The following is a 25734-nucleotide window of genomic DNA, read 5'->3' on the forward strand; positions in this document are numbered from 1 at the left end:
TCAACTGAAGCGCTACAAAGCTTATCGGAAGCAATCCGATCACTCTCGATTGGGGCTTGAGAAAATAACGCTACTTCATACAAGTAGTGTGCTACCAAGCGAGGTTACTCCAGGGCATCACACCTTAGGGCTGCGACGGGATTTCGCTATCTTCACCTTCATTTAGATCTCGCTCTGCTTGCTGAATCATCCGCTCGATTCTTTCTGATCGACTCCATGTATGGATGCTTTGATAAATCGTAAACGTATTACCGTGTTCATTTGGTTCAGGGTGCTGCAAGACGATATAAGAGATTCGTTCATTTTCCGTTTCAAACTCATAGGGCGCGCTTGCTACCCCGGTCGCTTCATTTACTTCTTCAGGTACAAATCTTGTTCCAATCGCGCCTTCAAGCTTACGCAACCGGGCGCTAGTCGATTTATAAAACTTCAGCGCCGCCTCTGCTTGAATTTGTAACTTGACGCATTCATCTAACATCTCTCTGAACTCTGCATTCATCAAAGCCGCCTCCTGAATTCAACCACCACCACAGTAGTTCAACCGATCCAGGAAGTACCAGAGTAGCGATCGCGTTAAAAAGCTAACGTAGCCGGGCGCTATTCTCGCTTCAGGTTAGGCGAGATCAATAGTACAACGAGTGCAGTAGATGACCTCTGAGCGGGCGCGGCTGTCCTTAAATCGCACACCTACAGAATAGGCGCTCTAGATAGCTTTAGAGGGACGTTGTGCCACGCCCTGCCCAATGAAACTCAATCCCGAACAGGTTCAGCAGTCCTTCGCCCGCCTCTCTTCAGAGAACGTCTCAGTCAGTAAAATCGCCAAAGAACTAAAAGTGCAGCCGTCCGCGCTGACTTATCGACTGAAGCGGCAATTCGGTGAATCGTATCTCAGCCTCAGCAAAGGTTGTAACTTCTCGCTCCTAAAATCCTTGAAGCAAGATATCCTACCCGGATTGACCGAATCCGAACAGGTCGAGGTGCAAGCGTGGATGACAGAAAACCTGCACCATCTGTCGATGCCTACTTTAGACTCAGGGCGATCGCTTCTGTACTCATCTACCTGAATTATTCTTGAACGCTTTCATCTGTGCATCCACAGCATTCATATAACCTTGGTCTTGCAAAATGCTCTGCGGCAATAGATTTGCCTTGAGCGCCGCTTGCACCACATCATTTGCCGTTAGAGTTCCTTGGTTACATCCATCCGCAAAGGCTCCATAGCTACGCAAGCCCTGCGCCCGAAGACGACCCTGGTATGCCGCATACACTAAGTCATACGGCGTTAGAGACGGAACGGCTGCTGTTGTCGCAATGGGAGCAGTCGTTGCATTGGTCGGGGTTGATTCTGCGCGCACGATCGGCATCGGAAGTAAAACAGTGGTCAGAAGCAGTCCTAGCATGAGTTTCCAATTATTCATGTCCTTTCTCCTAAGCATTCGTTGAGTTAGCGCACGCTTTAGCGAGCCAGTTTTACAGCTTAGAGGATGTCTCAGCAGTTGAAAAGTGGTCAGAACACTAAAGCCATCCTCCCAAGGTCTGAACAATGGAAGAATCTTTAGTCAATCTGATGCTCAACTCTGAACCCGCGATCGCGCCCATGACGATCACAGCGTGGCTAATCTTGGCGTTAATGTTTGGGCTAGTGGCTTGGGGATTTCTGGACGCAGAACTCGATCAGGGAAATCGCTGAGCGTTGGGGCAGCGTTGGGGCTACCGAGCGTAATGCAACACGGTTCAAAGCCGCATTCTCTCGTTCAGTAGAGGTACTAGCAGCAGGTGAACGGAGGCGTTAAGTCGCATATTTTCCCTGCGGGGTATCACCGCAAAGTTTATTGGTGGGCACGATAAGTCTGTGATGTTTCAGGGCGAATAATTATGGTTTCCAACTCCCCAAGCTTAGAGGCTCAACTCCATGAGGAAATGATCGCCATTTACCAACATGTAGGGCGTGAGACAGGGTATTGGGCCCACCGCTACCTGCAACGTGTGAAAAGGGTTGGTGGTTTGCAAGCAGCAAAAGATTGGCTTAAGCCGAAAAGCAATCCAACGAGGGGCTTACAGAAATTAGTTGAGATCAATCGGCTGGACTTATCCCTTGAAGCTTTAGTTCTCCGCCAACCTTGGTCAGCTCTTTTTACTAGCGAGGAATTGTCTGTTGCCCAAAAGCGACTAAATACTGTCTCTAGTGTTCGTCTTTCTGAAGAAGTTTCTGACAATCAGAAGCTGGTTGAGGGTTCAGTCTGCCAGGTTACGATCAATTCCTATGAGCGCAATCCTGAAGCCCGCAGGCGTTGCATTGAGTATTACGGTGTAAGTTGCTGCATTTGTGGCTTTAACTTTGAAGAGAAGTTTGGGTCGGTAGCGCAAGGGTTTATCCATGTACATCACTTAAAACCGCTATCGGAAATTCAGCAGGAGTATGAGGTTGATCCAATTGCTGACCTGCGCCCAGTTTGTCCTAATTGTCATGCCATGATTCATTTAGGTGGCAAGACAAGGAGGATTGAAGAGGTGAAATCGTGGCTACAGCATTAGTGCTTGCGACCTAACACTTCACAGCAGTGGACGGACGAAAGCTGCTGGTGCTGAGTTAAAGGCTGCCTGCTGCCGCTGCGCTTTGGCGTTATCATTGAATTCGCTTTGCCAAATGCTAGCTAATTGCTGCGCCTTGCAGGAGTCCCATCCGCGCCAGAATTGGTGCATTCAAATCTGCGGCAATGCCAGCATTCCTGAACTCTAGAATGGCTACAAGATGCGGTAGCCCGAACTTAGAGGTTAGCTCACACTTGTAGCAGCAGCCAGCAGCCCGTCCCTCAGCATCGCAAGCTCTGCATTCGCTCCTATAGCACCACCATACCGTCGGTGCCTCAGACTGGCATGCCGCAGGCTCGGGTGGATCAGCGCGACAGCAGTGGTCTGGAAGTCCACTATATCCCGGAACGTCACGCCGGTCTGCACCGGTCCGACTGCATCCAAATGCTTCAGTCCACGCCCCGCTGCCCACGGTGCTAGCTCCGGCGAGAGGACTCCGATCACGGGTGGGACATGAACACCGAGTGTGAGGAGCAACGCCGGACGTTGGACTCGGAGCTGTTCGAGGAGAAACGCCTGGCAATGCGATACAAATTTCGCGCCGTTTGCGCCTGGGAATACGCCTGTTGTGGCAGTTCCCGCACGGAGTCCCATATAGAGATTTGTGAAAAAGCAGTGCTCTGGCACTACCCCGGCGGACTCGAACAGCTTCAAGAGGTTGCTCCATGTGGGTAGCGTGAGGCGTTCTCCCCCAAGCCGCCGCGACTCAGCGTAGCCAGTCTCTGAGTGGAAGTCATGACCGAGCACCATGACGCCGCCTACCGGAAAGGCGGGCAGCGGGCACCCCTGCTTCATACCCCACAGCCCGTATCCGCCAGGAAAGAACGCGAGTCCGCTAATTGGCTCCGGTACAGGTAGGACGCCGATCGGGTAGCCGTCCGAGGGGTGGTGGCGTGCCCAGAGTGCTTCGGCAGGATGCATAAGCAGGGATTAGTCCAGTGTGAGAACGAAATTATGCTATTGGAACTTGCATGGATGTAGTATTCCCAGCGGATTACAGTTCTAGCCAGTCTCGTGAACCTAACATTTAGACTGACTGCTTCCGTCCTCACGATCACCGGCTCGGATACACCCACTCCCTCCAGCTACGCGCTAGAACAGGCTTTCCTACCTCAGATAGATGCAATCTCAGGGGCAGTAGCGCGGTTAATGGGATGAATGGAATCCGTTGCTGTTCAGGTGGGAGAGGAACTGAGCAGGAAAATTAAACTTCCTGTCAGCTCAGCGCTTCATGGGTTGACCAAAGGGGAATTGAGAATTGCTTCACCATACTTCACGATAAGGAGAATTCACCATGATAGACAGGAAAACCATCGCTATTATTGGCGCAACAGGTGCTCAAGGCGGCGGTCTGGTTCGTGCCATCTTAAACGATACCAATGGGGGGTTCGCCGCCCGCGCGATTACCAGAAACGTGCAGTCAGACAAAGCCAATGCTTTAGCCAGCCAGGGTGCCGAAGTCGTTGCTGCTGACTTGGATGACCTTGATAGCCTGCAACACGCTTTCTCTGATGCTTACGGTGCCTACTGTGTCACCAACTTCTGGGAACACTTCTCACCGGAAAAAGAGCTGATTCAGGCCCAGAACCTGGCCACGGCAGCAAAGCAAGCAGGGGTACAGCACGTCATCTGGTCTACTCTCGAAGACACGCGCCAGTGGGTGCCTCTCAGCGATGACCGGATGCCCACTCTAATGGACAAATACAAAGTGCCGCACCTTGATGCCAAGGGCGAGGCCAATCACTATTTCACCAATCTGGGCGTGCCCACCACCTTTCTGCTGACCTCATTCTACTGGGACAATTTCATTTACTTCGGTATGGAACCCCAAAAAGGCCCCGACGGCAGGTATGCCATTACCCTCCCTATGAGCGACAAGAAGCTGCCGGGAATCGCTTCCGAAGATATTGGCAGATGCGCTTATGGCGTTTTCCAGAAAGGCTCCGAGTTGATTGGTCAAACGGTCGGTATCGCAGGTGAGCACCTGACAGGCGATGAGATGGCGGCGGCATTCTCGCAAGCCCTCGGTCAAACGGTGGCTTACAACAGCGTTGATCCCGCTGTTTACCGCAGCTTTGGTTTTCCAGGGGCGGAAGACCTGGGCAATATGTTCCAGTTCAAGCGCGACTTCAATGACGACTTCTGCGGCGCACGCGATATCAATGTTGCTCGTTCGCTCAATCCTTTATTGCAAGATTTCGCAACCTGGCTCAACCGCAATAAGGACAGGATTCCACTGAAGTAGCGAAGATAATGGTTGATTGGTGATCGATGAATGCAGCCATCACCCCCGATGGTAAGCCACACTCTAAAGTAAGACTGTGGCATTCCCAGTTCTGTGCAGCTTGACACAGAACTGGGATTTATCTCGTTGTGGTGTTTCTGCTGAACATTTGTACAGTGACTAATCAAATGACATCGGGACAAATTCGTGTCATCCAACCAACCTGAGCGCCGTACACTTCAAGGATTGAAAAACTCTTCGGAATTAGTGCTTAACGGAACGCGAACGAGATACTTCGTTTGTCACTAAAAAGTATTTGCGACATAATCTTTTTTTGTGCCCTATCCGTAAACGAGCCTTTTTTGATGAGGCGGTAAGCACTGGCTGTACCCAGTTGCTATCCGTTTACAGTTCCAGTTCATAAATCTGGGCAATCTCCTCGGCTTGAATCCCCAGATACGCTAACGTCTGCTGCTGTGTGGCATGTCCAAAGGCTTCTATCAGCGGCGGAATAGCGGTACCGCGCTCCATATGCTGAATTGGCACGAAAAGTAGTATTAATTTCCAGCACAAATAAACACAGGTTCCGCGGTTGGTCACGCATCAAGAAATTGCTGCGTTCGATCGCCTTCTTATCCGAATCGGTTCAGCATTCTGAAGTTTTTTGTAATAGTTAATGAAATAGAAGGAGCAGGTCAATTGGGTCTTCTCGCTTCACAACGGTCAAACACTATTCCGAAATTACTTAGGACGCTTAGTAAACTGACCCTTCTCCTCCTTAACACCCGCTTCCTCGCTCTATAACAGAAGTATGGGACCAGAGCTAAGAGTCATTCAACCTCCACGCTCATCCGGGTTCTCTTCGCACTCACTCGCTTCCCAGCATTCTGGAGCAGCTCGCACCTCTACCTCAGTCTGCTGGTGATACCCAAGAAGCGGTGAGTGGCTCGATGTTTCTTCTCACTGCCGAATAAGGCAGAAACTCTCTTTTAACGTTCACAACTCTTCAGGTGACTATGAGATCTCTTCAATCTGTGGCAATGCTTTCGGGTCTCGCTGCCTTAGTTGTTTCGCCGCTGTTCCTTGGTGTTGGCGCTGCTTCGGCTCAAACAGCTCCTCGTTACGATCGCAGTTATGTCGGCGCTGGCATTTCTGGCGGTGTCCTTAGCGGTGGACGGGGCAATGATGACACGTCTTTTGGTGGCAATGTGCAAGGTCGCTTTGCGATTCCGAATGCTCCTGTGTCGGCACGCGGTTCGGTCTTGTTCACGGGCGACAATAGCGCGATCGTTCCAACCGTGACTTACGATGTGCGGTTGAACGACAAATCGAATGTGTATGCGGGAGCGGGCTACTCATTTGTGCAGAATGGCGGGGTGACCTCGCCGATTGGAAATCAAGATGCACCGGTGCTGACGCTGGGAGTGGAATCGCAAGTGGCGAAAGGTGTCGTGGTGTATAGCGATGCTAAGTATGGCATCAATGCGTATCGGGGCAGTGATGCGGGTGCGTTGAGTCTGCAAGCAGGTGTGGGACTGGAGTTCTAAGCGCGTGTCGAGCAGACAAAGTTACAGGCTTGACCCATGACTAAGGGACAGGGTTCTCACGTTAAAGTGGGAGCCTTTTCTTTTATCGGTATCTGGCTGAGCTGAGGTTGGCTGCTGAGATTTGCAGATGCAGTTGGTGATCGCACCTTTATTCATTCAGTCTGCACATAATACAGCCGTGTTACAAATCTTGGCTTAAAATTGGACCTAGAGGGTGTTATGCACTTTGAAATCGAAATTCGACAAACTGTTTGACCATCAACATCGCAAACGCGACCAAATGGAAGCCTGCTAACGTCTCGGCTAGTCGTTCATAATCCCGCGCCAATCGCCGAAACCGGGACATCCAACCGAAACTGCGTTCCACCACCCAACGACGAGGCAGGAGAACGAAACCTTTCTTCGCTTCTGGCAGTTTCACCACTTCTAATCGAACGCCTTGTTCTGCTGCCGCTTGTGCCGCTGATTCTCCGGTGTAGCCTTGGTCTACAAATGCCACCTTCACCGTTTCTCCACTCACTTGCTGCACGTGCTCGACGAGGACTTCAACTTGGTGTCGGTCTTGTTCGTTCGCGGGCGTGACATGCAGCGCTAACAGTTGCCCCAAGGTGTCCACCGCAATTTGAACCTTGCTGCCCTTTTTGCGTTTTCCTCCGTCATACCCCGCTCGATGTCCACTTTCAACCGTGGCTTGTAATGTTCGACTATCCAGAATCACCGCACTGGGTTGCTCGTTACGTCCAGATAGAAGCCGCAGCAATTCCCGCAGATCATCGACCATCGCTTCAAACACACCCGCTTTCATCCAGCGCATCGTTTGTTGGTACACGGTTGCCCACGGTGGCAGGTCATGGGGCATCAGTCGCTATGCGCCTCCTGCTCTCGCTATGTACCGTAAGCCATTGAACACTTCGCGCAGACTGTGTTCTCGTTGTGGTGCATCTTCCGTCATTAACGTTAAGTAGGGTACGACAAATACCCATTCTTCATCACTCACGTCCGTCGGATAAGGCTTTCTGCTCATGCCTCCAGTCTAACAAAGTGCATAACACCCTCTAGGGCTTCTCAGTTATTGCATCAAGATCATCTGCTCGTTTTGATCAGTTGCCAAAGTCGGCAGAAAGTCCAGATGCAGAGCGTTTTGGATTCTGCTAGGAGAGTTGAAGGTTCAGTTGGCTCGAAATCGACACAACAATACCCTTCTTCCGCAGATCGCCTAACGCTTTGTACAAATCTCCCTCATCCAACTCCCAGCGATCACAAAAAGCAGAGACATTAATCGCAGGATTCAGTTTACCCGGGTAGTCCACCTGCAAGGCAAAAAACATATAATCGCGATCGCTTGTTAAAAGCTTGAGGCTCCGAATCCGTAAGAGTTCGTCTCGATCCAATGAATAGCTAACATCGGGGGCAGAATCAGGTTGAGTCATAGTCAACAGTACATAAGCACTATCAATTGTGCGGAGTTATTTCCTCATGCCAATGCAAACAGAATAAAGTTCGCAGTCTTAAGCTGCTGTCTCATTCTAAGATCAGTTGTCTCAAAACCGGGCTGGACTAGAATCGGACTAAATCGCCAGTTTGTAGTACGCTGTAGCGCCCAAAACTCGTGAGACTGAACGCTGGCGTTTAAGGTAGTGGCAAACTTCGGATTCCCCTGACTCGTCAGCCTTTCCACACTGTCTCATCCGTTGGAACTTCTGCTGAACGGGCAGCCTTTCCATTCGGTGCTTGCTCAGTTTCGCACAGAAATTATGAAAATAGTCTGCTTCAACTCGTTTGGCTGAGCCCAAATGCCCGGTCCTTCAACTTATTGAGGGTCTTCGAGCAAGAGCTTTTTTGCGACCTCGGGGAATTGCTGTTGCAGACATGCGTCGCAAATCCCGTGGGTAAAATTCACGTCTGAATGCTGCTTGATGAACTTTTCAACGCTGGACCAATAGCCTTGGTCATCTCGAATGCTTTTGCAGTAAGAGCAAATGGGAATTAATCCTTCCATCAGATCGATCTGGTGAAGGGCTTCAGTTAAACTCGCTAACACTCGCCGCAACTCGAGCTGGGCAATCACCTGCCGCGCCAGTGCTTCCAGAGCCAGCTTCTGGGGCGTGGATAACGCTCGGGGCCGTCGATCGATGACACAAAGCGAACCAAGCGCATGTCCTTCGGGAGTAATCAGCGGTGCACCGGCATAAAACCGAATCCTTGGATCATCGGTGACGAGTGGATTGTCCATAAACCGTTCGTCCAGCAGGGCATCGTTCACCACTAGGGTTTCGGGACTCAAGATAGTATGTCCACAAAACGCGAGATTCCGAGCGGTTTCATCTACCTCTAAGCCCACCTTCGACTTGAACCACTGCCGCTCTGCATCGACGAGGCTAATTAAGGCGATCGGAACCTCGCAGATGAACGAGGCTAGTAAGGTGAAGTCATCATAGGACTGCTCTGCAGGGGTATCTAAGATGCGGTATTGTCTCAGCGCTTCCAGTCTCGCGGCTTCTTGAGCCGGTTTTCGTACTTTCATCACATGGACCTCTGTTTGTCCTGCAACCAAGGTTGCTGGCGCCAATAGTATTTTCTATGCAACTAAACGCTGAGAGGGCTACTCCCTGCTCGTTCTCAGGCAGAACAGTCACTAACGTTTAATCTCATACTTATTGACCATAGCGATTAAGCAGAGAAACACGAGAAAACGTGATAGTGCTTAACACAGATAGTGTGCCCAAGTCCTCTTCGCTTCAAAAGCAGGAGGCTGCAAGCATTGGGTCATCTCATTGGAAACGAACCTGATGCTTGGGTTAAAGTGTTGCTTTTCGCAGCCCTCGAATTCGGTCAAGCAGCTTGTCGAACTCAATCGGTTTTGGAATAAAGCCATCGGCTCCTATCGCAGCAGCAAACCCTTCATTCCCTGCCTGGTGAGCCGTCATTAGCAGAATCGGAAGTGCATTCAGCACAGGATGTTGTCGAATCCGCTGGATCACTTGAGCACCGTCCAGTCCAGGCATCATGAAATCGAGCAGCATCACGTTGGGAGAGAAGGCGGACGCTTGAGCTAGCGCAGACTCCCCACTATTGGCAACTTCGACTTGATATCCTTCGTCTGCTAAAAACACTTGCAAGACCCACAAGTTATCCCACGAGCCGTCTACGATGAGAATGCGCCTCCCTTGCTCCTCCATGTTGAACTCAGAATTGATGAAAGGTTAAAAGCGATGGCGAAGGTTGATACTTAGCACCTTCACCTCTCTCTCTATATCATCGAGGAATTCTAGCGATTTGTAGGTGCTTAACGAAATGTATTACTTATCGAAAGGATTGAAATAACCAAGCTTACCTGGTTTAGGCTGGCAAATCGTATAAAGCTCCATCAAGCGAAATATTTGCAACGCGGTCGTTATCGCTTATATAAAAGTTAATTCAATCCTCCTGCGTTGAGTGATATTCGCTCTACTCGGCTCAGCGAAACGTCCCTGGTTCGAGTCCTGCTGCTCAACATTCATCGCTTTATGCACCCGCAAAACCCATCCACTTCTTTCCTCGCTTTAGACGCTGCCCTTGATCGCCGTGCCTTGACCGTGTCTCCAGACACCTCCCTGAGCGAGGCGATCGCGATGATGAGCAAAGCGCAGAGCAGTTGCGTACTTCCAGGATTGGAGCTCTCGCTCAACACCACTTTGATGAGCGAAGCTCGTGCAAGTGGGCTTCTGGTCGTCGAAGGAACGCAGCTGCTGGGCGTATTTGCCGAGCGAGATGCGATCGGAGCAATTGTGTCAGGGCAAGACTTAACAGCAACGACTATGACTGATGTTGCACGGCAACCGGTCATTTGCTGCACTGCATCTAGGGATCAAACGGTTTTTACGGCGCTCGCTCAATTGCGTCAGCATCGAATCCATCACCTCCCCGTCGTGGATGATCATGGGCAATGGCTCGGACTCATCACTCCAGCGAGTCTTCGTGCGATCTTACCGCTCGATGAATTCCTAAAGTCAAAGCCGTTAGCCGAAATTGTGTTTCCACCCGTGATACAAGCTCCATCTACTACGTCTGTACTTAAGTTGGCTCAACTGATGGTTGAGCATGACGTGGAGTGTATTATCCTCACAGCGGGCGAGGAGATGCAGCCTGATGCCCAAGTTGGATTACTACTTAGGCGGCACGTGCTTCAGCTTTGGTCTTTGGGGCTAGAGTTATCACAGATCCCAGCCCAAGCAGTAATGAGTGCTCCATTCCTGTGCTTCCCCGCCTCAGAGTCAGTATTAGTGGCTTACTGGGAAATGCAGCAAGCCAAAGTGCAGCGATTTGGGGTATGTGCCACTGAAGGAAACCTGTTAGGCATTGTCTCGCTGACGAGTTTTCTTGAGACGCTGGACCTCAACGAGATGCACAGCGCCGTGGATCAGCTACAGAGATCGATCGAGCAGTTTGAGGTTTCAAAAACCAAAGCTGACCCAGACCCGCGACCCGATCTTGATCTTCAGCTACTCGAAAATCCAACCGGCTTGCTCGAACAGTTACAGTGCAGCCAAATTCTCGCTGCGATGGCACTCCATATTCGGGAATCTCTCAACCTAACCGATATCCTGCAAAGGAGCGTCGAGGAAGTTCGACAATTCCTTAAAACAGATCGGGTAATTATCTACCAGTTCCACCCCGACTGGAGCGGCACTGTCGTGGTCGAGTCGGTCGCAGACGGTTGGAGACCTGCGCTTCACAGTAGGATTCAGGATACGTGCTTTGCACAAAATTATGCCCACGCCTATAAACGGGGACAAACCCAAGTTTGCGATGACATTTACACGGCAGGGTTAACTCAGTGTCATATCGATATTTTGGTGATCTACGATGTACGAGCCAGCCTGGTCGTTCCGATTCTACAGGGAGACCATCTATGGGGGTTATTGTGTGCCTATCACTGTGCTGGACCTAGACGCTGGCGTGAATTTGAAGTAGAACTTCTCAAGCAACTCGCCACACATATCGCGATCGCGATTCAGCAATCCGAGCTGTATCAGCAAGTTCAGACCGAATTGCAGGAGCGCCGACGCACCGAGGAGCAGCTTAAGCTATCCCTGAAAGAAAAAGAAGTCTTGCTGAAGGAAATTCATCACCGAGTCAAGAACAATCTCCAGGTGATCTCAAGCGTATTACGACTGCAATCGGATTACATCAAGGATGACCAGGTTCTCGCCTTGTTCAAGGACAGCCAAAATCGCATCCGCTCAATGGCACTGATTCATGAGAAGCTGCATCAATCGAGTAATCTGCTCAAAATCAACTTTGAGGACTACATTCGAGATTTAGCAGACAACTTGCTGCGATCCTATGCGGCGAATGCCAAAGCCGCCACGTTACAAACTGAAGCGGTAGGGGTTTGGCTCAACATTGATACCGCCATTCCTTGTGGCTTGATCATCAATGAGCTTGTGTCCAATGCCTTGAAACATGCCTTTCCCACTCCAGCCCCCGACAATGAAATCCGGGTTGAAATTGTTCCCACTGCAGATCATCGATTGACCTTAACCGTTCGCGATAATGGGGTTGGTTTTCCACCAGATCTGGACTTTCGCAACACCGATTCCCTCGGCTTGGAATTAGTCTGCGTCTTCACTGGGCAACTCGAGGGCACGATCGATCTGGATCGAACTGTAGAATCGGGAACGACTTTGACAATCACATTTTCAGAACTAGACAATACCGGGAAGGCATAATTATGGCTGCTGAAAAAATCTTAGTTGTGGAGGATGAACGCATTGTTGCTCGCGATATCGAAAAGCGCTTGAAGAAGTTGGGGTATGTCGTTCCCGCCTCGGTTGCCTCTGCAGAAGCAGCGATTGAAAAGGTTGCAGAAGTCCGACCGGATCTAGTCTTAATGGACATCCGGCTCAAGGGTCCGATGGATGGCATCGAAGCCGCAGAGCACATTCGCACCGAGTATGAGACGCCCGTTATTTATTTAACGGCTTACGCTGATGAAGCGACCTTACAACGTGCAAAAGCGACCGAACCCTTTGGCTATATTGTGAAACCGTTTGACGAGCGGGACTTGCATGTGGCGATCGAAGTCGCCCTCCGCCGCCAATTATCAGAAACTGCCATTCGCGTTGCTTTAGAGAAAGAGAAGGAGTTGAGCGAGTTGAAATCCCGGTTTTGGTCGATGGCGGCGCATGAAATTCGCAACCCGATGACCTCGATCCTGGGATGTGCTCAAATGCTGGAGCGTGAGTCCAATTTGCCCGAGGAGCGACGCCGAGAGTTTTTGTACATGATTCAACAGTCGGTTCGGTCGATGGACCAGTTGTTAAACGATTTATTGGAGATTGGTCGCGTTGAAGGCGGCAGTTTGAAGTTCGAGCCTGCGCCTTTGGATTTGGAGCAGTTCTGTCAGCGCTTGGTGGAGGAAATCCAATTTAGCGCGGGTGCTCATCAGCGCATCGTGTTCCATTATCAAGGGGACTGTGAGCGGGCTTACCTCGATCAAAAGCTTCTGAGACACACGCTCACCAATCTCCTCTCCAACGCCATCAAGTATTCCCTCGGAAGCAGCCTGGTTTATTTAGATCTCGTTTGCACAGATCAACAGGTCACCCTCCAAGTTCGAGACACGGGAATTGGTATTCCCCTGGAGGCACAACGGCATCTATTTGAACCGTTTCAGCGGGCGAGCAACGTAGGAAAGGTTCCGGGTACGGGATTGGGGCTGACGATGGTAAAACGATGCGTGGACTTGCAGGGGGGGCAGATTGCGGTTGAGAGTGAAGTGGGTGCCGGAACCACTTTTATTGTTCAACTCCCCCAGCATGAGCCCGTAAATAGCCAACTGCAAAGAACGGTTTCAGGTTGAGAAGAGGCATTCCTAGGGGGACTTCGCTTGACTTAGATTGAGCCATTAGCCCTTCTATTTAGTCGAGAAATTGCGACGACCCGTTGCTCAAATGGAAGTGAGTATATGTCAATCAAGGATGCACCCTAGTATCAAATCCGCTTGATGCGTTGTTACTATCGAGTGTCAGGCAGACTTGTGCCATCTTCGTTCAATAGCAAGCGCTCAAATAATACTCAGACAAAAGTCAGCAGATTGTTTTTATTGCTAAAACAGCTTCAGCAAAAACCAATTAGTTGAGTGTTAATCTCCAACAAATAAGCATTTCCATTTAAATGTGAATAATAGAAACATTGAAAACAGCTGATAGAGCGCTTTGGAAAGGATTTATAAGAATTTGAGCAAGCATCAAAGTTAACGGACTTCACCTGATTTCCCTTCCAAAAGCTAGAACCTCTGTGCACTGAGCATCAGCGCTTTTTGGCATTGAATTCACTTTTCCAAATCTTGGTTAACTGCTGAACATGCAGAGACTCAGCCACTATCTTTTTAAGTCTTTTGCACAGTAAGCACGGAATATCGAGCTATTATAAAAGTCAGACTAGACGTCGATAGCTATCCTTTGTCGTCGCTACAGCTATATATCAGGGTCTCTTTTGGGTTTGAGGGCAGTTTGTACCGGGCGCAAAGCTTAGAAGTAGCCGTTATCTATCAAGCCAATCGAGCCAAGCACTGTTCAAGGAAAACGTCCTCAACGGCTTGAATCACCCCAATCAAAACCTGCTTTCAAACTCTTTCTCAGGGTTGTAGGCTGCGTTATCCCGTCTGTCCTAGGGTGATACAAGTAATCGGAGTAGCAATGACCCTGACAACATCCTTGCCCATCCCAGACTTAATCCGTCAGCTGCGGCAGCATCTCAATCTGTCGCAGGAGAAGTTTGCAGCCGAATTGGGCGTGTCTTTCAAAACCGTGAATCGGTGGGAGCGGGGACATAGCCTGCCTTCACTGATGGCTCTGAAGCTGATCGAAGCTCAACTGAAAACACTTGGGGAACCCGGGCAAGTTCTGTTACGCCGGTATTTCTTAAAGGGAGAGTTGGATGCCTGAATCGAGATCGTCCGTTAGTCTGGAGGATATCTTTATTACCGAGGTCTTAGCCCAAAGGCCGTCCAGAACCCCTAACTTACAAGCTGAAACGCAGGCTTTCCATGCGCTGGCGCGGCAACTCGCAGAACACCCACAAACGATGCTAAGAACCTTAGTGGCTGTCGCGAAGGAGCTGTGTCAGGCAGGAAGTGCTGGCGTGAGTTTACTCGAGGTGACTGCCAATGGAGAAGAAGTCTTTCGCTGGGTTGCCGTCGCGGGAGCCCTAGCCGATTACGAGGGCAGGACAGCGCCGAGAAACTTTAGTCCTTGTGGCACCTGTCTAGACCGCCAATCACCTCAACTTTATACCCATCCGGAGCGCTATTTCCCCGACTTCGAGCAAGCGAACCCTCCAGTCGTTGAAGGGTTGGGTATTCCGTTAATAGGTGCATCTCAACCCTTAGGCGTCATTTGGATCGTGTCCCATAACGCAGCCCGACAGTTTGATGCTGAAGACGTGCGGATTATGACGAGTCTGGCGGACTTTACCGCGGCTGCCCTACACAGTATTCAGCTGCGGCAAACGGCAGAAGTTGCCTTGCAGCGGGAGCAATCTGCCTGGCGAGAAGCCGAAGCCACCCGTCAAGCCTTAGATGAATCGGCACAACGCGCGATTGAAATTCTGGAAAGTATTACTGATGCTTTTATCTGTGTTGATCAAGACTGGCGCATTACCTATGCCAATCAAGAGGCTGCCCGGTTAACCAAACTGCACCCTGAGGAAATGATAGGTAAGACGCGCCAAGCGTTGCAGTCTGGAGCAACACGAAGCAGTTCCCCGCCTGAGGTCATCGCCACGGTGATGGAACAAGCTTATCGTCGGACTGTTGCAGCACCAGAGGAAATCCACTTCGAGACGTTTGATGAAGCTTCGCAGCGGTGGCTAGAGATCCATACTTATCCCTGTAAGGTGGGTTTCAGTCTTTATTTTCGCGACATTACTGAGCGCAAACGAGACAAAATTAAACGTCTGCAAGCAGAGACAGCCTTGCGAGAGAGCGAATCGCGCTTTCGTCTGATTGTCGAGAGTGTAAGAGACTATGCCATCTTTACGTTGGACCTGGATGGGCACATCACCAGTTGGAACCCTGGAGCCGAACGGCTGCTCGGTTACAAAGAGGCAGAAATTATCGGTCAACTCGGTCGCATTATCTTTACCCCCGAGGACAATGAGGCTGGAAAAGCCGATGAGGAACTTCAGACGGCGCTGACTCAAGAACGAGCAGAGGATGACCGCTGGCACGTTCGTAAAGATGGAAGCCGATTCTTCGCCAGTGGTTTCATGATGCAACTGCGAGACGAAGCAGGAAACCTTCAGGGATTGGTCAAGATTCTGAGAGACATCACCGGAGCACATCAAGCCCAAGAGCGGGAGCAGTTTCTATCCAGAGCGAGTTCTGTCCTGGCCGGAACCCTTGACTACAAAATCACGTTATTTAACATCGCGCAGTTAGCTGTGCCGTTTCTGGCTGACGTTTGTTTCTTTGACATTCTCAATCCCAATCACCAGATCGAACGAATGGCATGGCATCACGGCGATCCGACCAAGCGGGATTGGTTTGAGCAGGTGCAACGCTATACGCCGCCTCAAGACCGTGAGAACCACCCGATCTCCACCGTTGTTGCCACAGGTCATGCCAACCTTGTTGCTCACATGAGCGAAACATGGATGCAAGCCGCAGCGATCAGTGCCGAGCATTTGCAATTCATCCGTGACTTGCAGGTGCGATCGCTGATCACTGTGCCCCTGATTGCCCATGGGCGAACGCTTGGAGCTCTAACGGTTTGCTCCACCGCAGACTCGAATCGTCACTACACTCAGTCCGACTTGGCAGTGGCAGAAGAATTAGGACGACGGGCAGCGTTGGCACTCGATAATGCCCGACTCTACCAGCAGGCGCAGGAAGCCAACCGAATGAAAGACGAGTTTTTGGCAGTGCTCTCGCATGAGTTGCGCTCACCGCTGAACCCGATTCTCGGTTGGCTGCAAATGATCCGCAGAGGAAATATGGATGCAGCCAGAACCGAAAAAGCCTGGAACACGATCGAACGCAATGCCAAGCTGCAAGCCCAACTGGTTGAGGATCTGCTGGATGTTTCCCGGATTCTGCAAGGCAAACTGAGTTTGAATATGGGTCAGGTCAACTTAGCGGTGACAATTCGCGCTGCCTTAGAAACGGTGCAGTTGGCTGCCCAAGCAAAGTCGATTGCGATCGAGACCAGACTTGATTCTCAAATTCCATCGATCCTAGGAGATGCCACCCGTCTACAACAAGTTGTTTGGAATCTCCTCTCGAACGCGATTAAGTTCACCCCGGAACAAGGGCAGGTCGAGGTGCACTTAGAACGGTTGGATAACCAGGCTCAGATTCGGGTGAGAGACACAGGTGTGGGGATTCCGCCCAGCTTTGTGCCGCACGTGTTTGACTACTTCCGGCAAGCGGATGGAGCGACAACTCGACGGTTTGGCGGACTGGGACTGGGATTAGCGATCGTGCGTCAGATTGTGGAGGCGCATGGGGGAACGGTGTGGGCAGAAAGTCCTGGGGAAGCGCAGGGGGCAACATTTACGGTGAGACTGCCGCTGACGCTCGCTCAATCCACAACCACTCCAGAAAGCCAACCCTCTGAAGCGGCTTGCAGTTTGCACGGGACTCAAATTTTAGTGGTCGATAACGAGCCCGATGCGTTAGAGGTTGCTGCGTTCGTCCTGGAACAAGATGGGGCAACAGTGATCACAGCCAGGTCCGCCGAGGAAGCGTTGACAGTGTTCAACGAATCGCAACCGGATATATTACTCAGTGATATCGGGATGCCGGAAATAGATGGCTATATGCTAATGGAGCAAGTACGGTGCTTCGAGGCGTTGCAGCAGGAATCGCTGCCCCCTGAGAAGCGGAGAGCGATTCCTGCCATTGCGCTCACTGCTTATGCTGGGGAGATCAATTATCAGCAGGCGATCGCGGCAGGGTTTCAACGGCATCTGGCTAAACCCGTTGATCCAGGGATGTTAGTCCAGACGATTGCAGAATTGCTGAAGCAAAACCCGCGTCAATAGACGAGACACAACCGCTGGAGAAGGCGTTTCAACTGTTGTCCGTCTTCGAGATAGCTGACATATTCATGGTCACCGATCTCGATATCTTGCCCCTCAAGGTCTGCCCCATAGCGTTCAGCCAGGATAATAATTGGAGCACGGCTGTCTACTCCTGAATTTTGGCGAATCTGCTGCCCAATTGCCCTGCATTCATCGATCGTTTGGTCCATCTGATTAATCAAAATCAGATCAAAGCAGTCTTGCCCTCCCTGGGTGCGCTGAATGGCATTCTCTGCATCGAGCGCCATCATCACCTGATAGCCCCAGGCTTGCAGATTATGCTTCAGCATCGGTCGGACGTTATCATCGGGTTCCAGGACGAGGATACGAGCGGTGTTTGTGGTGGTCTGATGCATGTCTTTCACTTCTTCATAATTAACAACTGGATGTCAGCGGACCTGGCTTGCCGCGTTATTGCTCGGCCAGTAATCGCTGGTATTGAGCTTTGATGGTTTTGAAACATTCGCAGCCACTCGCTTCTAACCCTGTCTGATTGAGAATGTGCACACTGCCACGCCGATATTGAATCAAGCTTCTTTCTTGAAGACTTTGAGCCGTCTGCGTCACCCCGGGTCGCCGCACGCCGAGCATGATCGAGAGAAACTCCTGCGTCAAAGGCAAATAGCTGGAGTTGAGTTGCCATTGGGCTTCGAGTAGCCACCGGCACAGTCGTTGCTCGAGCGGGTGGAGCGCATTGCAAGCCGCGGTCTGAGAGACCTGTGCCAGAAACACCTGAGTGTAGCGCAGCAGCACATCGCGCAGTTCGTCGTTCCGGTTAAATTCTTGTCGCATCACCTGAGCCTCGATCTTCATGGCGTTCCCTGCAACTTGAACAAAGACATCCGTCTGTGCCGCTTCACGGCTGCCCAAGCAGGCGTGAATGCCGACCACATCCCGACTGCCGGCCATACCGACCTCGGCGACCGCCCCATTTTTCATCGTGATCGTGACTGAGAAGAGACTGTCGATCGGAAAATAAAGATAGGATATAGAGTCGCCAGGTCGGTAGATGACTTTGCCTTGCTCTAAGCTGACTGGCTGGAGATGCGGTGCCAGTCGATCGAACACCTCAGCCGAAAGCGTCGCTAATATTTGACTGTCAGGGGTCATAACAGCCTCAAAAGGTGAGTTGGAGAGGCTCTTCGTAGAACACAGCCCAGAATCAAAGGTCAAAGATTGCCGAAACAGGAATTTGCTAGACCGCTTCAACCTTCTCAGTCACGCTTGCCACGGTCGCAATCAGCTCGTCGAAATCGATCGGCTTGGATAAGTGTCGGGAAAATCCGGCGCTGAGCGCCTGAAGCCGATCGGTTGTTCTGGTATAGACGGTCACAGCGATTGCAGGAATTCGGACGTTGAAAGTTGTCTCAAGCGCTTGCACTTGGCGGATGAGCGCATATCCATCCTCCTGGGGCAGGGCAAGCTCGCTGATTAGGAGATCGGGACGAGTTTGGTGAATCTGCTGAATCGCTTCGCGGACACAAGTTGCTGTCGTCGTCTCCACACCATAGGAAGCAAACAAGAGCGTCAGTAGCTCAGATGAATCAGCGTTTGCATCGACGACCAGCACTCGTAAACCATTTGGCAGTAAAGCAGAATGACACATATTCGGGTAGCCCACGACAAAGTAAGAAACCATGGAACACAAAGTGAGCAGTCCCTGCTTTCCCCAGAAGCAATGCGGTTGAGTTGCTCAACTGTCTCCATCGTAGTGGCTGGAAAGATCGAGTTCAGTACGAAACCGTACCAACGGAAAATGTCCCACCGCGAGGATGGGGAAATGCCAATGTCGCTAAAGGGGGCAAAGGGTGTGGAGAAGATGTTTTAACTGTTGCCCATCCTCAAGATACGTCACGTACTCGCTTTCCCCGACCTGGATATCTTTCCCTTCCAATTCGGGACCATACTTCTCAGCCATCACCACAATTGGAATCCGGCGAAAATGATCGGCGTGTTGACGAATCTGCCGCCCCAGGTCAACCGTTTCGTCGATCGACTGCTTGAACTGATTGATCAGAATCAGATCAAAGGACTCACCGCTATACCGAGTTCGCTGGAGCGCATCTGCGCCATCCAAAGTTACCGTCACAAGATAACCCCACTGGTGCAAGTTGTCTCGAAGAGCGGGACGGACTGCATCGTCCGGCTCAACAAGCAAGATAACTTTTACGGTTGCTGATCTCAGTTCCATATCCCGCTGACTTTGCCAAACACATAACGTTACGAGGGTTCTTCATGAGCGAGACCCAGCAAGCGATCGTATTCATCCTTGACCGTTTGAAAACACTCGCAGGAAAAGGCTTCTAGCCTCGATCAATCCAGGATATGAATGTGCCCCCGGTGGTAACGAATCAAATCGCGCTCCTGAAGCGATTGGGCGGTTTGGGTAACACCCGCCCGGCGTACCCCCAGCATATCTGCGATAAATTCCTGGGTCAGATCTAGATCGTCCCCCTCAACTCGGTCATGCGCTTCTAAGAGCCAGCGAGCCAAGCGTTGGTCTATCCTATGGAGGCTGTTGCAGGCGGTGGTTTGCGAGATCTGGGCGATAAAGGCTTGAGTGTAGCGCAGCAGCACATCACGCAAGTCTTGATTGCGATCAAACTCTTCTCGCAAAATCCGAGCATCAATCTTCAGAGCGCTACCTGGAATCTGCACAATGTAGGTGGTTTGTGTTGTTTCTCGACCGCCCATAAAGGCATTAATCCCAATCACTTCACGCTGACCGACCACTCCCGTCTCAGCAGTTGTGCCATCCTTCATCGTGGTGGTGATAGAAAGAACACAGTTGAGCGGAAAGTAAAGTGTGTGGATCGGTTCACCGGGATTGTGCAGACGATCTCCTTTTGACAACGCCTTTTGTTTCAAGTGTGGAGCAAGCTTGTCACCTAGAGCTTGAGGCATCGCACTGAGCAAGCGGTTTTGAGCGGTCATAGCGCCCTCACAGTTTGTCTTAGCAGCTTACTTCGTCGCGATAGGGAGCACATCCAACACAAGTTAGAAATCATCTGCTAAGCAAAAGGTTTCTCCCACTCTTACCGGATATCTCCTTGTCATCTACCAACCGTTCCACAATTGGCTGTGAGTATTGCTGATACTAAATTCAGGCAGATTTTGTCGCTCGGGAAAAAGCCTGAAAAAGCCGGATTCGGCTTGAAAGAGCATCAATACCGTTAGAAACTATTGACCACTGATTTCTAATAAATAAGCTTTTCTATTTATTAGAACATAAGTGTTATAAAGGCTGAAAGCTCTTTCCACTCTGTCTTAACGGTAATTTACGAGATTTGAGCAGGCATTAAAATTAACCGATCTCACCTGCTTCCCTCTCCGAAAGCTAGACCCTCTGTGCTTTCCAAGAGCAACAGCACTTTTCGACGACTAGTGTAAATTAAATAAACCCAACTGTTTATAGGGCAGTAGGACTGAGTCATATCGCTTCAAATATTTATTATGGCTCTCAAATCTGTTTATTAAAGCTAAGCACCGAAATAAGCTGTACTGCCTGCTATGCAAAAGCTCTGTCTCGTTAACGGTTTTTTAAATAGCTAATGATATCCCTAAAGGTTGATAACACAGATTTCGCGCCAGATATAGCTTTCGGCTCTGATCATAGGTGTCACGACAATTATGATCGGTAGTGGGGCGGGATTCCTAGCTGTCGCCAACCCGCCAGTGACGCTGCACTTGATAGTCCTGAATCGCTCCCCTAATTTTAACTGCCTAGTGTGGTCTCAAAGTGCGTCTATGCTCACTTAGAAAAGTGATGACGCTCAATCCCCATCCTCCTCGCCAGTTGCCTTAAGAAGGATTTGCCAAAGCAGTAGTCGCTTGCTGACACATCCTGAGCATGCGGTGGTCATTCGCACTAATGGTCTGAAGCGGATATAACTGAGCTAATTCTGCCCTGACAGCTTGGGGTTTGACCTCCTCCGGGACTTGTTCCTCCACGTCTAATTGTGTTCCCTCGAGTTCACCAGCAAAACAGGTGAACTCCGATTGGGGCGAGTAAAAGGCCCCCACGACTTTGCCCTGGTGCCGTTCAAACACAACATAGTTTTGGCTGACCTGATTCGGCTTAGGGGAATTGCTATAGAGGTAAACCCCGTCCGGAAGCGTTGCGGAATCAGGTGTTGCAGCAAGCCGGGCTTGAGCCAAAGGAACTCGAGGACTCGTGCTCAGCAGGGTGATGGGGAAGAGCGCCGCGATGGCGAGCAGGAACCTTTTTGGGCGGATTAAAGCAAGTGGAAGCATTGCTGTTTCTCCTTGCGGGATAGTGATGACAGTAGAGTCACGTTCCAGCGCTTCTATCCCTCATTAAGCGCCACATGAGGGCGCTGAACATCGATTCAAGTTTGGTAGATACAAGTCTTGAGAGCAGGGGATAGCGTCAGCCGTGGAACGTGAACGGTTCCAGGTTATCGAGCGGATTCCGCAAGCTCCTCTGCCCTGCGGATCACTTCAATTTCTGTCCGATGGCAGGAGAGAAATCTCAGTCATTAGCCAGAACTCTCACCTTCAGCCCTAGCGGATGCCCCAGGTTGCAGCACCCAGTCTTCCTTCTCTCGGGCTCCGGTTCGACGGGCAAGGAGGTGCTGAATCTGAGCGAAGAGTTCGGAGGTATCGGTCTGCTTACTCAGCACAGCATCGGCCTCGGGACAAAGGTCTGCAGCTTGGTCGAGGAGGTCTGGGGTGAAAAAACTGGAAATGAGGACGAGCAGCGGTGGCGTCTCTAGCTGCTGGTGTATCCGACAAATCAATTCGGGTCCGTCCATGCTGCGTTGGTAAGCTGGAGTCGGCATTGAGAAATCCACCAGCACTAAGTCAAATTGATCCATTTGAGGCAGGAAGGCTTGAACTTGAGTAAACGCAGACGTGACATAGCCCAGCTGCTGTAACCGTAGGGCTAGCACAAAGCACCAAGCCTCGTTGTCATCAATAATTGCAATGCGATTCATCCCCACGTCTCCTGGGCCACCTTCGTTCTATAACCGTTCTTATCTATCGAAACAGAAGATGGAAACTACCTAAAGACAGAACAGGCTGGAGGACTAGCTTGAGGGGTACCTGTCTCGCCACTGCATCCCTTGAGCAATCGCGCCCATCCAGTCTGAATAGCCCCGGGACTCAAATACATCTTGATGCATTCCTGCAACTAATCCTTTCTCTCGATTCAGGCTACCAGGAGAAGGTGCAATTGCAATGGCGCTGAGAATCTACTAACACTGTGACCGCTGAACATGTCAAGAAAGTTCAGAAATTAAAGCTCCCTGAACCTTCTGATTGCTGTTTTTGCGATGCAACCGTCTCAAAACTCTGTAAGGGCCCAAAAGTGTAGAACACGACAACGGGAATAGACATCAAACATCCTGCGCTTTCTCAGCATTTCTACCAAATGACAGGTATTAATTTGAACATTGCCATGCGATAACAAGGAGACATCTCTTTTTCACAGCTTTATTTGCACTTCAGGACCATGTCTCAATTCGCGCCAGTACCAGTTCATTCCTCTTTCTTTACGGTGTATCTCAGCAAACATGGCATTGAACTACACCCAGGCTGTCAGGATTATCCCAACACTCATGTGCTGTTTAGTTCAAGGTCTTACGAGTCGGCTCAACACTTTGCTCAAATTGCTGCTAGCATTCGTCATTTACCATTAAAAAGTTGGGTCAATATCTAACCTGACCTGTCGACTGAAATGGAAGCTGCCCAAAATTCTGAATCGCCAAAGCTTGGGAAGAGCCTATCGCTGCATCTAACACGTCATGTAGCAGAGCCCACGCGAGTCAATCCGAGCATCATGAAGCCGTGCGATTGGCAGAATACGCCTCTCAGCAAACTTCAGGTGTTACCCAAGGATGCCAAAACCCGTTACTTCTTGGCGCGACCAGGATGAACGTTGCTGAATGTGGTACAGGGGACTCGGAAAGCAGGAGATTCCTTGGCAAAACAATAACTTATCCTCAGCCAACTGACCGCACTCGCCTGAGGGACGCGCACCCATCGGTGCGATCGTTCAATTCATCTTCCAATAAATGAGCGTCTTTATTTATAAGAATGCAGGGATTGAAAGCGCTACAAAATATTGGTATATCCTCTCTGCAAGGATTCGAAAGCATTTGAGCAAGCATCAAAGTTAACGGACTTCACCTGATTTCCCTTCCAAAAGCTAGAACCTCTGTGCACTGAGCATCAGCGCTTTTTGGCATTGAATTCACTTTTCCAAATCTTGGTTAACTGCTGAACATGCAGCACTTCTCGTCTAGAGCAACACTAGATACAGGTCGCCAACATTCCGTGTTTATTGCAACACTGCATCTTGCCCGCTAGAGGGTACACCCGTTCCTTGCACTGCGACGGCGCAGTTAGACAGGGCATCCAGGTCTCGGGCATCAAAAGCGCAACCTCAGTATTTCAGCTTCTCTTTAGTCACTAAAGCTACAAGTTTTGTAACGTTACCTTTACAGGCACCCACTTTTCTCGTTTTCTGGAATTTGAGCCAGCTCAGTTCTTGACCGCCCTTCGAGTGCAGCCTGTATGATCCCTACCCCTGACTTCCACAAGATCTTGCAATCGTCCGACTCCGAGACCACACCGCCTGATGTCTTGAAGCACATGCTGGCGCAAGCGCACCACCAGCTTCAGCAGCAGCAAGCCCTAGCGCGGGTCGTCGCTCGAGTGCGGAGTTCGCTTGACCTGAGGGACATTTTTGAGATTACGACCCAGGAAGTCGCGCAGTTCCTCCAGGCAGACCGAGTCGCGGTCTATCGCTTCCACTCGGACTGGAGCGGGGCGTTCATCGCAGAGTGGGTGGCTCCATCGTGGGTCAAACTGGTAGGACCGGACGTTCACCCCCTGTGGGAAGACACCTATCTACAAGAGACTCAAGGCGGACGGTACCGCCACGGCGAGACGTTTGCCCTTGAAGATGTTGATCAGGCAGGGTTGCAAGACTGTCACCTCCAGTTACTCAGGCAGTTTCAAGCCCGGTCGTTTGCGATCGTGCCGATTCTAGTCGAGCACCAGCTCTGGGGTTTGCTCGCTGCCTATCAAAACAGCGGTCCTCGGGCTTGGCAAGCCGATGAGATTCAACTCCTAGCGCAGATTGGCGAGCAGTTTGGCATCGCGGTGCATCAGGCGGATCTGCTCGCTCGCTTGCAACGAGAAATTGAGGAGCGCCAACGCCTCCAGGTGGAGCGCGACCAGTTATTGCTGCGTGAGCAAGCAGCTCGCCAAGAAGCCGAAGCTGCCAACCAGGTCAAAGATGAGTTTCTCGCGGTGTTGTCGCACGAGCTGCGCTCCCCACTCACGGCAATCCTGGGCTGGACGAGCTTGTTGCGCACTCGTCAGTTTGAGGCTGAGAGAACCCAGCAAGCGCTGCAGACGATCGAGCGCAGCGCCCGGGCGCAACTGCAACTGATCGAAGACCTGCTTGATATTTCTCGGATTATTCGCGGACAGCTGCGCCTGACGCTGCAGCCGACCACCTTAACGCAAGTGATCCAAGCGGCTCTCGATTCAGTGCAGCCGAGCGCGAGTCAGAAAAGCATTGAGCTGCGCGCGACCCTCGCTCCCGAAGTTGGGCTAGTGCTGGGTGACCCGGATCGATTGCAGCAGATTGTGTGGAACTTGCTGACGAATGCCGTGAAGTTCACGCCGCACGGCGGGCAGATTCAGGTGAAACTCGAGTTTCAAACTGACAAGGTGGCGATCATCGTTAGCGATACGGGGCAAGGCATCTCCCCGGACTTTCTGCCCTATGTCTTTGACCGCTTTCGCCAAGCGGAAACCTCCACGACTCGAACGTATGGAGGATTGGGATTGGGGCTGGCGATCGTACAGCAATTGGTCACCCTGCATAACGGATCGGTTGGGGCGGAAAGTGCGGGAGTGGGGCAAGGGGCAACCTTTATTGTTCAGCTTCCGCTTGCGTCCACTCCGACTGAAACTCCAGACTCCAGGCCCATTTCTGCCTGCTTGTCCGGGTTGCAAGGCTTGCGCATTCTGGTGGTCGATGACGAGGCAGATATGCGCGAGCTGGTGACCTGTATTTTGCAGGACTGTGGCGCAGAAGTGGTGGCGGTGGCATCAGCTCGGGCGGCGCTCCAGCATCTACTCGACGCGACTGTTTCCAAGCCAGATGTCCTTGTGAGCGACATTGGTATGCCCCAGGAGAATGGACTGTCCTTGCTGCAACGGGTGCGGGCGCTAGATGAGAATCAGGGGGGACAAATTCCTGCGCTGGCTGTGACTGCCTTTGCTCGAGCCGAAGATCGAGCCGCTGCACTTCAGGCTGGCTTT

At 51.0% G+C, this 25734-nt stretch carries 25 protein-coding genes and 2 pseudogenes; 11 read left to right on the top strand and 16 right to left on the bottom strand.

All coding sequences use genetic code 11. The features are described from left to right. Positions 1–124 precede the first annotated feature (124 nt). Positions 125–502: a hypothetical protein gene (locus tag H6F51_10285; GenBank protein ID MBD1822877.1), complete on the bottom strand. Its 378-nt coding sequence runs from the start codon at positions 500–502 to the stop codon at positions 125–127. Between the two features lie 241 nt (positions 503–743). On the opposite strand from H6F51_10285, the gene H6F51_10290 reads away from it, so the two are divergent. Beyond that, the gene (locus H6F51_10290; GenBank protein MBD1822878.1) at positions 744–1064 is read left to right on the top strand and encodes a hypothetical protein; all 321 of its coding nucleotides are present in this window, start codon (positions 744–746) and stop codon (positions 1062–1064) included. Here the strand turns inward: H6F51_10290 and H6F51_10295 are convergent. Next, on the bottom strand, positions 1053–1418 hold the full coding sequence (locus H6F51_10295; protein MBD1822879.1) for a hypothetical protein: 366 nt from the start codon (positions 1416–1418) through the stop codon (positions 1053–1055). The genes H6F51_10290 and H6F51_10295 overlap by 12 nt on opposite strands. Before the next feature lie 125 nt (positions 1419–1543). On the opposite strand from H6F51_10295, the gene H6F51_10300 reads away from it, so the two are divergent. Together H6F51_10300 and H6F51_10305 are read left to right on the top strand one after the other, a co-directional pair. Next, entirely contained in the window at positions 1544–1690 is a 147-nt protein-coding gene (locus H6F51_10300; GenBank protein MBD1822880.1) for a hypothetical protein, read from the top strand. Between the two features lie 185 nt (positions 1691–1875). Then, positions 1876–2535 (top strand): HNH endonuclease, encoded by a 660-nt coding sequence (locus H6F51_10305; GenBank protein MBD1822881.1) that lies wholly within the window; start codon positions 1876–1878, stop codon positions 2533–2535. A 115-nt stretch (positions 2536–2650) separates the two neighbouring features. On the opposite strand, the gene H6F51_10310 is transcribed toward H6F51_10305, so the two are convergent. After that, complete coding sequence (locus H6F51_10310; GenBank protein MBD1822882.1) at positions 2651–3004, bottom strand: hypothetical protein; 354 nt, start codon at positions 3002–3004, stop codon at positions 2651–2653. Positions 3005–3886: 882 nt separating this feature from the next. Between H6F51_10310 and H6F51_10315 the strand changes: the two genes are divergently transcribed. Continuing rightward, positions 3887–4837, top strand: coding sequence for an NmrA/HSCARG family protein (locus H6F51_10315; GenBank protein ID MBD1822883.1), 951 nt, complete (start codon positions 3887–3889; stop codon positions 4835–4837). Between the two features lie 384 nt (positions 4838–5221). Here H6F51_10315 and H6F51_10320 read toward each other — a convergent pair whose 3' ends face one another. Next, entirely contained in the window at positions 5222–5362 is a 141-nt protein-coding gene (locus H6F51_10320) for a hypothetical protein (GenBank protein ID MBD1822884.1), read from the bottom strand. A 470-nt stretch (positions 5363–5832) separates the two neighbouring features. On the opposite strand from H6F51_10320, the gene H6F51_10325 reads away from it, so the two are divergent. Beyond that, positions 5833–6363, top strand: a complete 531-nt coding sequence (locus tag H6F51_10325) for an outer membrane beta-barrel protein (GenBank protein ID MBD1822885.1) — start codon at positions 5833–5835, stop codon at positions 6361–6363. Positions 6364–6580: 217 nt separating this feature from the next. Here the strand turns inward: H6F51_10325 and H6F51_10330 are convergent. The 5 genes and pseudogenes from H6F51_10330 to H6F51_10350 form a co-directional block, all read right to left on the bottom strand. Beyond that, positions 6581–7387 (bottom strand): annotated as a pseudogene (locus tag H6F51_10330) (IS5 family transposase). A gap of 127 nt (positions 7388–7514) precedes the next feature. Then, entirely contained in the window at positions 7515–7793 is a 279-nt protein-coding gene (locus H6F51_10335; protein MBD1822886.1) for a hypothetical protein, read from the bottom strand. Positions 7794–7837: 44 nt separating this feature from the next. Then, positions 7838–8041, bottom strand: coding sequence for a hypothetical protein (locus H6F51_10340; GenBank protein MBD1822887.1), 204 nt, complete (start codon positions 8039–8041; stop codon positions 7838–7840). Positions 8042–8173: 132 nt separating this feature from the next. Further along, entirely contained in the window at positions 8174–8887 is a 714-nt protein-coding gene (locus tag H6F51_10345; GenBank protein ID MBD1822888.1) for a GAF domain-containing protein, read from the bottom strand. 274 nt (positions 8888–9161) lie between these two features. After that, a complete protein-coding gene (locus H6F51_10350; protein ID MBD1822889.1) occupies positions 9162–9542 on the bottom strand; it encodes a response regulator in 381 nt (126 codons plus the stop codon). A gap of 327 nt (positions 9543–9869) precedes the next feature. Here H6F51_10350 and H6F51_10355 point away from each other — a divergent pair, with 327 nt between their 5' ends. From H6F51_10355 to H6F51_10370, 4 genes are all read left to right on the top strand, one after another. Continuing rightward, positions 9870–12074, top strand: a complete 2205-nt coding sequence (locus H6F51_10355; protein MBD1822890.1) for a CBS domain-containing protein — start codon at positions 9870–9872, stop codon at positions 12072–12074. A gap of 2 nt (positions 12075–12076) precedes the next feature. Beyond that, positions 12077–13207, top strand: coding sequence for a response regulator (locus tag H6F51_10360; protein MBD1822891.1), 1131 nt, complete (start codon positions 12077–12079; stop codon positions 13205–13207). Between the two features lie 838 nt (positions 13208–14045). After that, positions 14046–14294, top strand: coding sequence for a helix-turn-helix domain-containing protein (locus H6F51_10365; protein MBD1822892.1), 249 nt, complete (start codon positions 14046–14048; stop codon positions 14292–14294). After that, a complete protein-coding gene (locus H6F51_10370) occupies positions 14287–17391 on the top strand; it encodes a PAS domain S-box protein (protein MBD1822893.1) in 3105 nt (1034 codons plus the stop codon). The genes H6F51_10365 and H6F51_10370 overlap by 8 nt, the downstream gene beginning before the upstream one ends. On the opposite strand, the gene H6F51_10375 is transcribed toward H6F51_10370, so the two are convergent. The 7 genes and pseudogenes from H6F51_10375 to H6F51_10405 form a co-directional block, all read right to left on the bottom strand. Further along, positions 17385–17786, bottom strand: a complete 402-nt coding sequence (locus H6F51_10375) for a response regulator transcription factor (protein MBD1822894.1) — start codon at positions 17784–17786, stop codon at positions 17385–17387. The two genes, H6F51_10370 and H6F51_10375, sit on opposite strands and share 7 nt — an antisense overlap. Positions 17787–17841: 55 nt before the next feature. After that, positions 17842–18540 (bottom strand): Crp/Fnr family transcriptional regulator, encoded by a 699-nt coding sequence (locus H6F51_10380; protein ID MBD1822895.1) that lies wholly within the window; start codon positions 18538–18540, stop codon positions 17842–17844. 85 nt (positions 18541–18625) lie between these two features. Then, positions 18626–19036 (bottom strand): response regulator, encoded by a 411-nt coding sequence (locus tag H6F51_10385; protein MBD1822896.1) that lies wholly within the window; start codon positions 19034–19036, stop codon positions 18626–18628. Between the two features lie 186 nt (positions 19037–19222). Then, positions 19223–19621, bottom strand: coding sequence for a response regulator (locus tag H6F51_10390; GenBank protein MBD1822897.1), 399 nt, complete (start codon positions 19619–19621; stop codon positions 19223–19225). A 29-nt stretch (positions 19622–19650) separates the two neighbouring features. Continuing rightward, positions 19651–20364: pseudogene (locus tag H6F51_10395) on the bottom strand (Crp/Fnr family transcriptional regulator). Positions 20365–21231: 867 nt separating this feature from the next. Further along, a complete protein-coding gene (locus H6F51_10400; GenBank protein ID MBD1822898.1) occupies positions 21232–21588 on the bottom strand; it encodes a hypothetical protein in 357 nt (118 codons plus the stop codon). Positions 21589–21929: 341 nt separating this feature from the next. Further along, a complete protein-coding gene (locus tag H6F51_10405; protein MBD1822899.1) occupies positions 21930–22388 on the bottom strand; it encodes a response regulator in 459 nt (152 codons plus the stop codon). A gap of 518 nt (positions 22389–22906) precedes the next feature. Between H6F51_10405 and H6F51_10410 the strand changes: the two genes are divergently transcribed. Together H6F51_10410 and H6F51_10415 are read left to right on the top strand one after the other, a co-directional pair. Beyond that, on the top strand, positions 22907–23113 hold the full coding sequence (locus H6F51_10410) for a hypothetical protein (protein MBD1822900.1): 207 nt from the start codon (positions 22907–22909) through the stop codon (positions 23111–23113). A gap of 1355 nt (positions 23114–24468) precedes the next feature. Next, positions 24469–25734: hybrid sensor histidine kinase/response regulator (locus H6F51_10415; protein MBD1822901.1), on the top strand; the 1266-nt coding region annotated here is incomplete at its 3' end.

The organism is Cyanobacteria bacterium FACHB-DQ100 (assembly GCA_014695195.1).
Lineage (GTDB): Bacteria > Cyanobacteriota > Cyanobacteriia > Leptolyngbyales > Leptolyngbyaceae > Leptolyngbya.

Bases quoted from the DNA above. Each gene is read 5' to 3' on its own strand.
- H6F51_10345 (MBD1822888.1), bottom strand. From the start codon at position 8,887: ATGAAAGTACGAAAACCGGCTCAAGAAGCCGCGAGACTGGAAGCGCTG.
- H6F51_10355 (MBD1822890.1), top strand. From the start codon at position 9,870: ATGCACCCGCAAAACCCATCCACTTCTTTCCTCGCTTTAGACGCTGCC.
- H6F51_10325 (MBD1822885.1), top strand. From the start codon at position 5,833: ATGAGATCTCTTCAATCTGTGGCAATGCTTTCGGGTCTCGCTGCCTTA.
- H6F51_10375 (MBD1822894.1), bottom strand. From the start codon at position 17,786: ATGCATCAGACCACCACAAACACCGCTCGTATCCTCGTCCTGGAACCC.
- H6F51_10300 (MBD1822880.1), top strand. From the start codon at position 1,544: ATGGAAGAATCTTTAGTCAATCTGATGCTCAACTCTGAACCCGCGATC.
- H6F51_10295 (MBD1822879.1), bottom strand. From the start codon at position 1,418: ATGAATAATTGGAAACTCATGCTAGGACTGCTTCTGACCACTGTTTTA.
- H6F51_10380 (MBD1822895.1), bottom strand. From the start codon at position 18,540: ATGACCCCTGACAGTCAAATATTAGCGACGCTTTCGGCTGAGGTGTTC.
- H6F51_10290 (MBD1822878.1), top strand. From the start codon at position 744: ATGAAACTCAATCCCGAACAGGTTCAGCAGTCCTTCGCCCGCCTCTCT.
- H6F51_10350 (MBD1822889.1), bottom strand. From the start codon at position 9,542: ATGGAGGAGCAAGGGAGGCGCATTCTCATCGTAGACGGCTCGTGGGAT.
- H6F51_10305 (MBD1822881.1), top strand. From the start codon at position 1,876: ATGGTTTCCAACTCCCCAAGCTTAGAGGCTCAACTCCATGAGGAAATG.
- H6F51_10405 (MBD1822899.1), bottom strand. From the start codon at position 22,388: ATGAATCGCATTGCAATTATTGATGACAACGAGGCTTGGTGCTTTGTG.
- H6F51_10385 (MBD1822896.1), bottom strand. From the start codon at position 19,036: ATGTGTCATTCTGCTTTACTGCCAAATGGTTTACGAGTGCTGGTCGTC.
- H6F51_10365 (MBD1822892.1), top strand. From the start codon at position 14,046: ATGACCCTGACAACATCCTTGCCCATCCCAGACTTAATCCGTCAGCTG.
- H6F51_10335 (MBD1822886.1), bottom strand. From the start codon at position 7,793: ATGACTCAACCTGATTCTGCCCCCGATGTTAGCTATTCATTGGATCGA.
- H6F51_10360 (MBD1822891.1), top strand. From the start codon at position 12,077: ATGGCTGCTGAAAAAATCTTAGTTGTGGAGGATGAACGCATTGTTGCT.
- H6F51_10370 (MBD1822893.1), top strand. From the start codon at position 14,287: ATGCCTGAATCGAGATCGTCCGTTAGTCTGGAGGATATCTTTATTACC.
- H6F51_10390 (MBD1822897.1), bottom strand. From the start codon at position 19,621: ATGGAACTGAGATCAGCAACCGTAAAAGTTATCTTGCTTGTTGAGCCG.
- H6F51_10315 (MBD1822883.1), top strand. From the start codon at position 3,887: ATGATAGACAGGAAAACCATCGCTATTATTGGCGCAACAGGTGCTCAA.
- H6F51_10410 (MBD1822900.1), top strand. From the start codon at position 22,907: ATGTCTCAATTCGCGCCAGTACCAGTTCATTCCTCTTTCTTTACGGTG.